General features: G+C 58.8%; 13 protein-coding genes. 6 read left to right on the top strand and 7 right to left on the bottom strand.

Annotated elements, in window-relative coordinates:
- Positions 1-346: 346 nt before the first annotated feature.
- The 7 genes from CVU60_00490 to CVU60_00460 all read right to left on the bottom strand — a co-directional run bounded on the left by CVU60_00490 (position 347) and on the right by CVU60_00460 (position 5,851).
- Entirely contained in the window at positions 347-832 is a 486-nt protein-coding gene (locus tag CVU60_00490; protein ID PKN43539.1) for a hypothetical protein, read from the bottom strand.
- 31 nt (positions 833-863) lie between these two features.
- A complete protein-coding gene (locus CVU60_00485) occupies positions 864-1,610 on the bottom strand; it encodes a peptide ABC transporter ATP-binding protein (protein ID PKN43538.1) in 747 nt (248 codons plus the stop codon).
- 9 nt (positions 1,611-1,619) lie between these two features.
- On the bottom strand, positions 1,620-2,624 hold the full coding sequence (locus CVU60_00480; GenBank protein ID PKN43537.1) for an ABC transporter permease: 1,005 nt from the start codon (positions 2,622-2,624) through the stop codon (positions 1,620-1,622).
- Positions 2,625-2,699: 75 nt separating this feature from the next.
- The gene (locus tag CVU60_00475) at positions 2,700-3,521 is read right to left on the bottom strand and encodes an amino acid ABC transporter substrate-binding protein (GenBank protein PKN43536.1); all 822 of its coding nucleotides are present in this window, start codon (positions 3,519-3,521) and stop codon (positions 2,700-2,702) included.
- Positions 3,522-3,556: 35 nt separating this feature from the next.
- Positions 3,557-3,721, bottom strand: a complete 165-nt coding sequence (locus CVU60_00470) for a hypothetical protein (GenBank protein PKN43535.1) — start codon at positions 3,719-3,721, stop codon at positions 3,557-3,559.
- Positions 3,722-3,770: 49 nt separating this feature from the next.
- Positions 3,771-4,544, bottom strand: a complete 774-nt coding sequence (locus CVU60_00465) for an amidinotransferase (protein ID PKN43534.1) — start codon at positions 4,542-4,544, stop codon at positions 3,771-3,773.
- 68 nt (positions 4,545-4,612) lie between these two features.
- Complete coding sequence (locus tag CVU60_00460; GenBank protein PKN43533.1) at positions 4,613-5,851, bottom strand: DNA polymerase IV; 1,239 nt, start codon at positions 5,849-5,851, stop codon at positions 4,613-4,615.
- Positions 5,852-6,053: 202 nt separating this feature from the next.
- Here CVU60_00460 and CVU60_00455 point away from each other — a divergent pair, with 202 nt between their 5' ends.
- The 6 genes from CVU60_00455 to CVU60_00430 all read left to right on the top strand — a co-directional run bounded on the left by CVU60_00455 (position 6,054) and on the right by CVU60_00430 (position 12,181).
- Positions 6,054-7,178 (top strand): flagellar motor protein MotB, encoded by a 1,125-nt coding sequence (locus tag CVU60_00455; GenBank protein ID PKN43532.1) that lies wholly within the window; start codon positions 6,054-6,056, stop codon positions 7,176-7,178.
- A gap of 167 nt (positions 7,179-7,345) precedes the next feature.
- Positions 7,346-8,926, top strand: a complete 1,581-nt coding sequence (coaE, locus tag CVU60_00450; protein PKN43531.1) for a dephospho-CoA kinase — start codon at positions 7,346-7,348, stop codon at positions 8,924-8,926.
- A 3-nt stretch (positions 8,927-8,929) separates the two neighbouring features.
- Complete coding sequence (locus CVU60_00445; protein ID PKN43530.1) at positions 8,930-9,643, top strand: rhomboid family intramembrane serine protease; 714 nt, start codon at positions 8,930-8,932, stop codon at positions 9,641-9,643.
- Positions 9,644-9,730: 87 nt separating this feature from the next.
- A complete protein-coding gene (locus tag CVU60_00440) occupies positions 9,731-10,498 on the top strand; it encodes an ABC transporter ATP-binding protein (GenBank protein ID PKN43529.1) in 768 nt (255 codons plus the stop codon).
- Positions 10,486-11,667, top strand: coding sequence for a hypothetical protein (locus CVU60_00435; protein PKN43528.1), 1,182 nt, complete (start codon positions 10,486-10,488; stop codon positions 11,665-11,667). Before CVU60_00440 ends, CVU60_00435 begins: the two co-directional genes overlap by 13 nt.
- A 61-nt stretch (positions 11,668-11,728) precedes the next feature.
- Positions 11,729-12,181, top strand: a complete 453-nt coding sequence (locus CVU60_00430) for a hypothetical protein (protein PKN43527.1) — start codon at positions 11,729-11,731, stop codon at positions 12,179-12,181.
- The last annotated feature ends 36 nt before the right edge of the window (positions 12,182-12,217 follow it).

Below are 12,217 nucleotides of genomic sequence, written 5' to 3'. Positions count from 1 at the left end.
AGATTTCCGATAGCAGTGAGAGGAAAAAATCGAAGCAATCCAAGGCCCCGAAGCGGCTACGGGGACGCGCAGGAAGGATCGCTCCTGCATGGATAGGAGGAACTGCTCTATGCAGAGCGAAGTTCACATACGGATCAGCCGAGGTTCTGTAAACGGGCATTTTTTGCAACAATAGGGGCATCCGTCAAAAGTACCGAGGGCAAGAGGAACAACTTCTGCAGACCAGAAAACAAGTTTTTTATGTTTTGGGTAGAGCAGGTCGATAATATCTTGAATTAAAATGAAATATTAAAAAAGCCCGCTCGAACTTTCCGGTCCGGCGGGCCTGCTAGCTTTTAAGCCACCATCAATCTTCAGATGAAATGGGCGGGGCTTTGGGTGCTGCCTGGGGCTTTGGGGGCGTCTTGGCGGGTGTCTTGCGGCTGATGCGTTCCTGCAGTTTCTGGGCGGCCAGTCGGGTCTCGCTGGGTGCGGCCAGGAAGAGCATCTCGCCCTTGGGCGTGAACCAGTGCCAGCCTTCGGGTTTGGTGAGCAGGATGGCCCCTTTCTTTTCGAGGTATTCCAGGTCTTTCCCGGCTTCGGCAGCGTGCTGAAGCTGTTCCTGCAGGTTGTCCGTTTCCAGGACGATGGAGGCGGTGCGGAAGAGCTCGAAGGCGCCGTGGGAGATGTCCATCAGCAGACCCTGATCCGGAGTCTTCTTGGTGCCGAGGGCCTTTTCCAGTTCCAAGAGGTCTTTTTTCAGATCCTTGAGTTCCGCGATGGCCATGTCCCGGGCCATGTCCCCCTGTTCCTTGATGGTCTTGGCCAATTGATTCTGTAGCGCCTTGCTCATCTCGCTCCTTCCTCGGTTTGTCGTTGTCAGATCAGAGAATTTGCCCCAAAAACTCCTTGGTTCGTTCCAGGGTGGGCGCGGTGAAGAAATGTTCGGGCGCGCCCTGTTCCAGAATTTCGCCTTTGTCCATGAAGAGGACCCTATCCGCCACCTCGCGCGCAAAGCCCATTTCGTGGGTGACCACGACCATGGTCATGCCTTCGCGGGCCAGGTTCTTCATGACGTCAAGAACCTCGCCGACCATTTCCGGATCGAGCGCGGAAGTGGGTTCGTCGAAGAGCATGATCTTTGGGTCCATGGCCAGGGAACGCGCGATGGCCACGCGCTGCTGCTGGCCGCCAGAAAGCTGTTCGGGCCGGGCCGCGAATTTCTCGGCGATGCCGACCTTTTCGAGAAGCGCCATGCCCTTGGCCTCGGCCTCCTTTTTGGAACGTCCGCGGACCGTCATCTGGGCCATGGTCAGGTTTTCCAGCACCGTCTTGTGCGGGAAGAGGTTGAAGGACTGGAAGACCATGCCAACCTCGGCGCGAATTGCGTTGATATCGCATTTGGGATCGAGAATGTCCACGCCGTCGATGATGATGTGGCCGGTGTCTGCGTATTCCAGCCGATTCAGGCAGCGCAGGAAGGTCGATTTTCCGGAACCGGACGGTCCGATGATGACCACGACCTCGCCGTGCGCCACGGTGCAGGATACCCGGTTCAGCGCCTGCAGGCGTTCCGGGGTATAGAAGAACTTGTCGATGCTTTGAACGTCGATGATGGGCGGCTTGTGCATGAATATCCTCTAGATGGCCTTGCGTTCGAGATACTGCACGAACATGGACAGGGTAAAGGTCAGGACCAGGTACAGGATGGCGCACACGATCCAGATTTCGAAGGGCTGCAGGGACGAGGAGACCACCTCGCGGGAGGCCTTGGTCAGTTCGCGGATGGAGATGACGCCAAGCAGCGAGGAGTCCTTGACCAGACTGATGAACTGTCCGGCCAGGGGCGGCAGTATGCGGCGGAAGGCCTGCGGCAGGATGACCTTGCGCATGGCCTTGTTGTAGGTCATCCCGAGCGAGCGCGCGGCCTCCATCTGGCCGCGGTGCACGGACTGGATGCCCGCGCGCACGATCTCGGCGGTGTAGGCGCCGGTGAAGATGGCCAGTGCCATGACGCCGAACCAGAGCGGCGGGATTTGTCCGATCCCGTATTGGGACATCATGCTGTTGATGACCGTGCCGACCACGAAGTACCAGAGAAATATCTGCACCAGCAGCGGTGAGCCGCGGATGAGTTCGATGTAGGCGATGGCGCTCCAGCGCAGGGCCGGGTTGTCGGATATGCGGGCCAGGCCCGTGAACAGGCCGAGCAGGATGCCGAAGACAATTGCCAGGGCGCTGACCTCGAGAGTCAGCAGCAACCCTTCGATAAGGATGCCGGGCTTGGTCTGGGTGTAGAAACCGATGTTGTCGCCCGCGTAGACATAGTCGCCCTGAGCCAGCAGCAGCGAGGTCTTGGGCAGGGTGTGGCTCTCCTCCCCATCATCGCCCTGTACCGTCACGAGCACGTTCTCGCCGGACTCCGTTATGGAGGTTATGGTTCCTTCCATCTCCGCGCGGATGTTCACCTTGTCATCGTAGATGAAATATTGGGGCACGCGGTTCCATCTCCACGTGTACTCCACTTTTTTCGTGGAGTAATAGAGCAGGGCCATGGCGCTGCAGAGCCCGATCACGAAGGCGAAACTCCAGAATTGGTAATAAAACTTGCTTTTGGGCCGATCGAGTCCGGTGTAGGTGGCCATTATCCGTCCTGGTGATGCTTAAGTCATGAAAACGAGGAATCCGGCGCGGAAGCCGGATCCCTCAACTTTGCTTGATTACTGGATGTCCTTGAGCCACTCGGTGCCCTTGATCCATTTGTCGTAGATACGGTCGAAGCGGCCGTCGTTCTTGATCTGGGTCAGGAAGTTGTCCAGCCAGTTCAAAAAGTCGGGGTCGCCCTTCTTCACGCCGAAGCCCAGGGGCTCATAGGTGAAGGGCTTGTCCAGCAGGACCAGGTTGCTGCCGCCCTGCTGGGCCATGAATACCACGTTGAAGGGCAGGTCGTAGACGAAGGCGTCGGCCTGGCCGTTGACCACTTCCATGGCGCCGTCGGATTCCTTTTCGAAGCTCTTGTACTGGGCTTTGGGAATCATGCGCTTGGCGGCCTGTTCCCCGGTGGTGCCGATGCGGGAGACCACGGTGTACTTGGGATCGTTCAGGTCCTTGTAGGAGGCGACCGTGCCTTCATGCTTCTTGTTCAGCAGGATGGCCTGGCCGACAACGATGTACGGATCGGCGAAATTGATCTGCAGGTTGCGTTCCTGGTTCACGGTCATGCCGCTGATGATGATGTCGAACTTGTCGGCCATCAGCGCGGGGATGATGCCGTCATAGTCGGTGTTGACGATGGTCAGCTTGACGCCCATGGCCTTGGCCATTTCCTTGGCCATGTCCACGTCGAAGCCGACGATCTCGCCCTTTTTGTCCGTCATCTCGAAGGGCATGTAGCCGGCGTCGAGGCCGACACGCAGCTCGCCGCGCTTCAGGATTTCGTTCAGGGTGGATTTCTGGGCGAGTTCGTGATCCGCGGCCATGACAGGCATGGCCGCAAACGCGACCAGGAGCAGGGCCAAAACAATCTTCGTCATAAAACGCATAGAGCCTCCTCTTTGGTTACAAGGCTTGCCCGGGGTCAATATTTTCCCTCGGTCAGAACCTCTTTGATGTTCATCTTCACTTTGCAGTATTCACAGGTGGGTATCTCCTCCTCGGGCAGGCAGATGATTTTGGTCTGCTTGCATTTGGGGCAGGCAACTTCGATGAATTCACGCTTGTACCGATTTTTGAACAGTTCCATTATATATTCCCCCTCGCGTTGCTTCCCGTACGCCGTGATGGCCGAAAACTCAAGAAACAGGGCTTTGGAGACGCAACGACAGGCAGGTCAGCCCGCCGTCCATCTTGCGGTATTCACTGGTGTCCAGTTCCACGATAGGCAGACCCAGGGGTTCGAGCAGGCCTCTGGTCCGGGGATAGCCCGTGGGCATGATCAGGGTGCCGTTCACGAGCAGCGTGTTGGCAGCGTATTCCTCGCCTTCGGGGCAGATGATCTGCCTGAAGTCCGATATGGCCGTATGTCCGGCGAAGTCCCGGGTGACGAGCATGGTGTTCTCGCCCACGAAGTTGAGACTGGACTTGAGGTGCAGGCCTGCCGCGACCTTGATGATGCTGCTCTGGTAGCCGTAGGCGGCCAGTATGGCGGCCAGCTGGCGCGCGCCTTCTTCGTTGGTGCGGTCGGAGACGCCGATGAAGAAGCGCTTTGCGACCTGCAGGATGTCTCCGCCGTCGAGGGTGCCCGGGGCTTCGATGTGAGCCAGGGGGCGGTGAGTGGACAGGGGCCCGGTCATGGACTCGGTCTCGCCTTGGCGTGAAGGCGCCCCTGGCCGCGATATGACTGCGATCTCGCGCGTGACCACGGCGGTGTCCTCGACAAAGCAGGCGTCGGGAAAGCCGGGGGCGGCGGGCAGGACTTGAGCGGTCAGTCCCAGCGATTCAAGGCAGCGCACGTATGCGCCGTGCTGCTGGAGCGCCAGTTCAAGGTCGGGGGCGGCCAGCGCGGAGGTGGTCAGGCCTTTGGGGTAATCAGAGCCGGGAATGCGGGTGATGGCATGAGAGAACATGGGATATCCTTGTATGCTTGAAGTTCGAAGCGGAAATCCCAAGCAAGAAAAATCTTCTTTGGCAAGTATTATTGTCCGTTCAAAGTGCGGTTTTTTTGGGACAAAAGGTCATCGATGGCTTCGACTTCCCTGACGGCGGCCTCGGCGCGCAGGATGCTCGTGTTTCCGAATTTGTCCCGGATGCGATCCATGGCCTGGTCCAGCTTTTGACTGCGTTTGCGGCCCTCGTTGGGCATCAGCGGGAGTTCGGCCTGCACGAAGCGGAAATTGGAAACCCCGGTGCCGATGAGACGTACGGGTTGGGTGAGTTTTTCGGCTGCGAGGAGTTGGCGCGCGGCCTGGAGGATTTCCGTGGTGATGTCCGTGGGTCTGGGCAGGGTCCTGCTGCGCGTGATGGAAGAGAAATCCTGGAACTTGATCTTGAGAGTCACTGTCAGCCCTTTCTTGCCGAGGCCGCGAAGCTCCCGCCCGATGCGTTCGGCCTGGATCAGCAACCACCGCTCAAGCAGGGTCCGGTCCAGCGTGTCGCGGTCCAGCGTGTTTTCCGCGCTGCAGGACTTGGGATCGTTCCCTGGAACAACTGGCGAATCATCGAGTCCAAGGGCCCTGTCGTGCAGGAACGCTCCGCGCTTGCCCATGGTCTCGCTCCAGTATGCCCGGGGCTGCGCCAGCACGTGAGGGATCGTAGTCACACCGATTCGGTGCAGCTCCTCCTGAAAATGCTTGCCAACTCCGGGAATCTTGCCCAGCGAGAGGTCGTGCAGGAATGCGGGAACGTCGGCGGGGCGAATGCTGGTCAGGCCGTCCGGCTTGTTCCAGTCCGAAGCGATCTTGGCGAGAAACTTGTTGGGGGCGATGCCCACGGAACAGGTCAGATTGGTGACTGACAGAATCTCGGCCTTCAGTCGCCGGGCGATGTTTTCGGGAAGACCGAAGATTCGCAGCGTACCGCTTATGTCCGCATACGCCTCGTCGACGGAAGCCTGCTCGACCACGGGACACAGTGCACGCATTATGCCCATGATCTGTCCCGAGACTTCTCGGTAGCGGGACATGCGTCCGGGCAGAAACACTGCGTGGGGACAGAGTTTTTTTGCCTGTACGATGGGCATGGCGGATTTGATGCCGTATTTCCTTGCTTCGTATGACGCAGCCGACGCCACTCCACGCAGGGATTGTCCGATCACAACAGGCTTTCCTTGCAACCGGGGATCGTCGGCCTGTTCCACGGAGGTAAAGAAAGCGTCCATGTCCAGGTGCAAAATGACTCGCCTGAAGTCCGGGGCATCCTTGAAAAGTTTTTCCATGTTTGTTATTGTCGATGCAGGCCAGTCGTGGGTCAAGTCATATTTGCGACAGCGTCGCCCTTTGCCGATGGCTTTTTTTTATTTCTTTCATTTTTCTGCCTTTGACAATAAAATGCGATAGAGCTAAAGATAATGAGACACGTTTTTAGAGAATTGTCCCTTTTTCATCTGAGTAGCAATATCAACCTGAGGAGTAGGACGTATGAAAGTTAAAAAATTGGTTCTTCTGGCCTTGCTCGTGGCCATGTTTTCCGCCTCCGTGGCGGTAGCCGCAGAGAGTTACGTACGTAAGGTCGACAACTTCATCATTCTGGTGGACCGCTCCGGTTCCATGGATGAAAAGTATGTTGGCACAAAGGACAAGAAAATCGTTTTGGCCAAGGCCCTGCTCGAGCGCATGAACGGCATGATTCCCGAACTTGGGTACATGGGCGGCCTGAACACTGCCGCTCCGGCGGGTGAACTCCAGGCGCTGGAAGCATATTCCAATGCCGGCTACGGTGCTTCCCTCGCCAAGGTTCCGACGCTGATTGGCGCCAATCCCACCCCGCTTGGAACCGGCTTGGCCGCTCTTGAGCCCGCCCTGCAGAGCGCAGTGGGCCGCAATGCAGTCATCATCGTGTCCGACGGCCAGGAAAACCTCGGTGAAGGCTCCTTGAAGGTTGCCGCCGCCCTGGCTGAAAAATACGGCGTGTGTTTCCACACCATCAGCTTTGCCGACACCGTCAACGGCAACCAGGCCCTGCTTGACGCCATCACCGCTCTGAAGCCTTGCGGTGTTGGAGCTTCCGCTGCCCAGTTGGCCGATGACGCCGCTTTGAAGCAGTTCGTACAGGACGTGTTCTATGAAAAGTCCGCTGCTGATCCTTGTGCACTGGACGACGATAACGACGGCGTAAACAACTGCATCGACAAGTGCCCCGACACCATCAAGGGTCTGGCCGTTGACGCCGAAGGTTGCCCCATTGCCGATATCGTGACCCTCAAGATCAACTTTGACTTCGACAAGTCCGACATCAAGCCCGAGTACTATCAGGAACTGGCCGATTTCGCTTCCTACATGAGACAGCAGCAGTCCTTCACTGTTGTTGAGATTGCCGGTCACACTGACTCCGTCGGTAGCGATGCATACAACCAGAAGCTGTCCGAGCGTCGCGCCAAGGCCGTTCGCGACTACATGGTCAACGAACTCGGCATGGACGACAAGCTGTTCTCCGCTGTTGGTTACGGCGAGAGCAAGCCCATTGCCGGCAACGACACCGAAGCAGGTCGCGCCGAAAACCGTCGCATCCTCGCCGAGCTGAAAGGCGTCTTCAAGAAGAAATAGTCTTCCCTGACGTTGGAATTGCCGAAGGCGGCCCCTTATGGGGCCGCCTTTTTATTTGTCAGCGGCGCGAAAGGTGACTACGCAAGGCATGTTGTCATGACATCGTGGTTTTTCGGCTGTTCTGAAGATTTCAGCGCGGCTGGTGACGGTTTAATCGGGAAGGTTGCATGCAGGAATACGTGGAAAAGGTTGGCGTCGCGGACGTCGGGCAGCGTCTGGATGTTTTCTGGCAGGCTTGCCTCGAGGAGGAGGGCGTGGCCAGAAGCCGCGTCCAGGCCTGGATCAAGGACGGGCGGGCGCGCATCAACGGGCAGGTCTGCAGCAAGGCGGCGACCCGGCTCATGCCCGGTCAGACCCTGACCTTGGCTCCCGAGTATGCTGATTCGACCATCGTTCCCGATGAAGGTCCGCTGGATGTCTTTTTCGCCGATGACGATCTGGTTGTGGTCAACAAGAACCCGGCCATGACCGTTCATCCGGCGCCTTCGGTGGCTGAACCGACCCTTGTGCATCGCGTTGCGCATCATTTTCCAGTCCTGCTGTCACAGTCCGGGGAACGTCCCGGGATCGTGCACCGACTGGACAAGGACACCTCCGGGCTCATCGTGCTGGCGTTGTCCGAATCGGCGCGCCTGAATCTGACTCAGGCCTTCGCCTCCCGTGAGGTCTACAAGGAATATCTGGCCCTTGTCGCCGGAGTGCCCGAGCCCACCGGAATCGTGAATCTTTCCCTGGGACGTCATCCGAGCATCAAGACGCGCATGGCCGTGGTCGAACGCGGCGGCCGCGTGGCGGAAACCCGGTATGAAGTGCTCTGGAGTGCATCGGACAGAAGTGTTTCATTGCTACGGGTGCGCATCATGACCGGGCGCACTCACCAGATCCGTGTGCATTTGGCCGCGCTGGGTCACCCCCTGCTGGGGGACGCGGTCTATGCCGACAAGATGACCGCCGCACGCGCTCCCCGGCAGATGCTGCATGCCTGGCAACTGCGTTTCGAACATCCCCGAGGTCTTGAGCCTCTTGAATTTTGCGCTCCTCCGCCGGAGGATTTTCTGCAGGTTCTGCGCGGGCTTTGCCGGGAGCGGGCCTGCATCGGCCTGACCGGCGCCGTGGGCAGCGGCAAGTCCACCGTGCGGGCGGTGGCCGAAGAGATGGGCGTGCCGGTTTTCTGTGCGGACCGGGTGGTGGCCGGGTCCTACGCCAAGGGAGGCGAGGGCTGCGCCATTCTGGAGCATCATTTCGGAACCCGTTTCACGCATCCCGGAGGCGGGGTGGACAAGGACCTGCTGCTGGGCGCCCTGGCCGAATCCGACAGCCTGCGCCGCGAGGTTGAACGACTGGTCCATCCTCTGGTGCGACATGCCCTGCACGCCTTTCGGGCCGCGCATGACGAGGACGTGATCCTGGCCGAGATCCCCCTGCTTTGCGAAGCCGGCCTTGCCGGAGAGATCGACCTGCTGGCGGTGGTGTATTGTCCTGACAGCCTGCGGCATGACAGGCTCCGGGGCCGGGGCTGGAGTCCGGAACGGATAGCCATGGTCGATGCCTGGCAATGGCCCCAGCAAAGAAAGGTGGGGTTGGCGCAGCTGGTGGTCGACAATTCCGGTTCCCTGGAGGAGCTTCAGACTCGTGCGCAGGCCCTGATCCGGGTCGTGCGCGAGATGCTGCACGGCCATGCCGAGCAGTGCATGGACGAGCTGCAGGCCATTTTTGAAAATCCGGACACCATGGAAGAGGCTGGTTGACCCATGTTTCCCCTGCGCGACAACATCCCTTCCAGGCATCGATCCTACATGATGTGGACTCTTGTGGCCCTGAACATCGCTTTTTTTCTGGGCGGGCTGGGCCTCAGCGACGTCCAGGAATTCAAGCTCTTTCATCTTTTCGGCGTGGTTCCGGCTCGCTATTTCGACGCCCAGTGGGCCATGTTTCAGGGCTATCCCGAGGGGTTGCTGCTGCCTCTTGGCACACACATGTTCCTGCATTCGGGATGGCTGCATCTCATCGTCAACATGTGGACCCTCTGGATTTTCGGTGACAACGTGGAAGACGTGATGGGCCCCTTCAAGTTTCTCGTTTTCTACCTGCTCTGCGGCCTTGGAGCGCTCGCGGTGCACATGCTCACCAACTCTTCTTCCACCATTCCCGTGGTCGGGGCCTCCGGGGCCATCGCCGGGGTAATGGGCGCCTATTTCTTTTTGTACCCCCATGCCAAGGTGGTCACCTTTTTGCCCATCCTGATCATCCCCTTCATCTTCGAGCTTCCGGCTGTTTTCTATCTGGGAGCCTGGTTCATGACCCAGGTCCTTTCCGGGATGCTGGCCCCGGCGGGCGGCGGGGGAGTGGCCTGGTGGGCCCACATTGGAGGGTTCGTGGTCGGCATGCTGCTGCTGCGTTTCTTCCGTGACGATTCGCGCTGCTATTATTGCTACCGTTCCGAAACCTGGAAGGAGTGGAAGTAGGGCGACTGGACATTTGGCCCTGCCTCAATTAAGCGCAGGGTCTTGTTTTGTCGCGCCGTCCTGCCTTTCATACCACAAGGATACCATATGCTTCAGATTGAAAACCTGCATGTCAGTATCGGTGACAGGGAAGTCTTGAAAGGGATCAACCTGAACATCGACGACGGAGAGACGTTCATTCTCTTCGGTCCCAACGGTTCCGGAAAAACCACCCTGCTCATGACGCTCATGGGCTTTGGCGGCTACACCGTGACCGCGGGAAAGATTGTCTTCAAGGGTGTCGATATCACCAATATGCCAACCTACGAACGGGCCCGGCTCGGTATCGGCATGTCCTTTCAGCGACCGCCGACCATTCACGGCCTCAAAACCCGCCATCTGGTCTCCATGTGCGCCCGCGGACGTGAGATGGATGTGGACGGCATGGCCAAGACCGTCAATTTCGAAGACTTTCTGGACCGCGATATCAACTCGGGCTTTTCCGGCGGCGAAATCAAACGCTCCGAACTCCTGCAGCTCATGGCCCAGAATCCGGATCTCATCCTTTTCGACGAACCGGAATCCGGCGTGGATCTGGAAAACATGGTCCTTATCGGCAACACGGCCCGAGCCCTGCTCGACGGCGCGGCTGCTCCGTCGCCCGAGACGTGCATGCGCGACCTGCGTCGCCGCAACAGGACTTCCGGCCTCATCATTACCCACACCGGCTACATCCTCGACTACGTCAATGCCGACCGTGGCCAGGTCATGTACAACGGGGTGCTGTGCTGCGATACGCGTCCGACCAGACCTCGCGATATTCTGGATCACATCAGCAAGTACGGCTACAAGGAGTGCATCAGATGTCTGAACTAAGCCAAACCCTGGTCGATCTGAACTCCTATTCCTTTACCGGTCGGCAGAGCGCCGAGTTGCCCGATTTTTCCACCCTGTCCGAAGAGAGCAAGCGCGAACTGCGCATGGTTGGGGTGGATGTTGACGCCACCGACGAACGCTCGGGCACGTTTTTGCAATTTGACCACTCAACCGTGCACTGCAAGAGTTCGGGCAAGGGTGTGGAGGTGCTGGGCATTCGTCAGGCGCTCAAGAAATACGACGGCTTGCCCGAATATTTCTGGAATGCCATGGACCCGGAAAAGGACGACTTCACCCGCGCAGCGGCCAAGGAAGAGTTGCACGGCGGCTACTTCATCCGCACCGAAAAAGGGGTCAAGGTGGCCGAACCGGTCCAGACCTGCCTGTTCATCAAGGGCCAGAACGTGGGCCAGAACGTGCACAACATCGTGGTTGTCGAAGAAGACTCCGAAGTCCACATCATCACTGGTTGCGCCACCTCCCACGACGTGACTTCGGCCCTGCATCTTGGCATCTCCGAATTCTACATCAAGAAAGGCGGCAAGCTGACCTTCACCATGGTCCACAACTGGGGCGAGGACGTCATGGTCCGGCCTCGCACGGTGGGCATAGTGGAGGAGAACGGAGTCCTGCAGAACAACTATGTGCTGCTGAAAAAGGTCAAGTCCGTGCAGTCCTATCCGACCATATATCTGAATGGAGACGGGGCCGTGGCCCGCTTCAACTCAGTCATCGTGACCCCCACCGGGTCCCACGTCGACACGGGCAACCGCATCGTCCTCAATGCCCCGAACACGCGCGGTGAAATCATCTCCCGCACCATCACCACCGGCGGGACCATCATCGCGCGCGGCGAGATCATCGGCAACGCGGTTCCGGCGCGCGGACATCTGGAATGCAAGGGGCTGATCCTTGGCGGCGGGCTGATCCATGCCATCCCCGAACTGCAGGGCTGCGTGACCGGGGTTGAGCTGTCCCATGAGGCGGCCGTGGGCAAGATAGCCCAGGAGGAGATCGAGTACCTCATGGCGCGCGGCCTGGACGAGGATGAAGCCACCTCGACCATCGTGCGCGGCTTTCTGAACGTTGAGATCATGGGCCTGCCCCAGGAATTGCGCGAGTCCATTGACAAGACCATCGCCGAACTGGACGCCAGCGACGCCATGTAATCGTCTTTACTTATGAGCAAAGGCCCGGCTTGACCGGGCTTTTGCATTTCTGGAGGTTGTCATGCCAGGATACAAGGGACATCTGGTCGGTGGGGTGCTGACCGGAGGCGCGGTGTTGGGGGGATTGTTCTGGAGCGGGACGTATGTTCCGGAGCTGCCGCAACTGGCCGTGCTCGGTGCTCTGGTGCTGCTTGGGAGCCTTTTTCCGGATGTCGATACGGATTCCAAGGGCCAGCACATCTTTTACCTGACCCTGGCCGTACTCGATTTTGCCCTCATCGTGCAGGGCTATTACAAGTGGGCGGCGGTTCTGGGACTGGCGGCCATGTTTCCGGCCATCGGTCCGCACCGCGGCTGGACCCATACCTGGTGGGCCATGCTTGCAGTTCCCCTGCCTCTGGTACTGCTTCCGGTCTGGCTTTATGGCGCAACGCCGAAATCCATGGCCCCATTCTACGGAGCTGCCGTGCTGGGTTACTTCTCGCACCTGATGATCGACAGGAAATGGACTTGAAAAGTGGGGTGCCTGTACCCTGCGGGTGAACAATTT

The organism is Deltaproteobacteria bacterium HGW-Deltaproteobacteria-18 (assembly GCA_002841885.1).
Classification (GTDB): Bacteria; Desulfobacterota; Desulfovibrionia; order Desulfovibrionales; family Desulfomicrobiaceae; genus Desulfomicrobium.
The sequence above is the reverse complement of the archived record's forward strand: the minus strand, read 5'-3'. Positions and strand labels throughout refer to the sequence as shown.

What these genes read in the sequence shown, in the direction of transcription:
- CVU60_00490 (PKN43539.1), bottom strand. Translation starts at nt 832, where the DNA reads ATGAGCAAGGCGCTACAGAATCAATTGGCCAAGACCATCAAGGAACAG.
- CVU60_00485 (PKN43538.1), bottom strand. Translation starts at nt 1,610, where the DNA reads ATGCACAAGCCGCCCATCATCGACGTTCAAAGCATCGACAAGTTCTTC.
- CVU60_00480 (PKN43537.1), bottom strand. Translation starts at nt 2,624, where the DNA reads ATGGCCACCTACACCGGACTCGATCGGCCCAAAAGCAAGTTTTATTAC.
- CVU60_00475 (PKN43536.1), bottom strand. Translation starts at nt 3,521, where the DNA reads ATGCGTTTTATGACGAAGATTGTTTTGGCCCTGCTCCTGGTCGCGTTT.
- CVU60_00470 (PKN43535.1), bottom strand. Translation starts at nt 3,721, where the DNA reads ATGGAACTGTTCAAAAATCGGTACAAGCGTGAATTCATCGAAGTTGCC.
- CVU60_00465 (PKN43534.1), bottom strand. Translation starts at nt 4,544, where the DNA reads ATGTTCTCTCATGCCATCACCCGCATTCCCGGCTCTGATTACCCCAAA.
- CVU60_00460 (PKN43533.1), bottom strand. Translation starts at nt 5,851, where the DNA reads ATGGAAAAACTTTTCAAGGATGCCCCGGACTTCAGGCGAGTCATTTTG.
- CVU60_00455 (PKN43532.1), top strand. Translation starts at nt 6,054, where the DNA reads ATGAAAGTTAAAAAATTGGTTCTTCTGGCCTTGCTCGTGGCCATGTTT.
- coaE (PKN43531.1), top strand. Translation starts at nt 7,346, where the DNA reads ATGCAGGAATACGTGGAAAAGGTTGGCGTCGCGGACGTCGGGCAGCGT.
- CVU60_00445 (PKN43530.1), top strand. Translation starts at nt 8,930, where the DNA reads ATGTTTCCCCTGCGCGACAACATCCCTTCCAGGCATCGATCCTACATG.
- CVU60_00440 (PKN43529.1), top strand. Translation starts at nt 9,731, where the DNA reads ATGCTTCAGATTGAAAACCTGCATGTCAGTATCGGTGACAGGGAAGTC.
- CVU60_00435 (PKN43528.1), top strand. Translation starts at nt 10,486, where the DNA reads ATGTCTGAACTAAGCCAAACCCTGGTCGATCTGAACTCCTATTCCTTT.
- CVU60_00430 (PKN43527.1), top strand. Translation starts at nt 11,729, where the DNA reads ATGCCAGGATACAAGGGACATCTGGTCGGTGGGGTGCTGACCGGAGGC.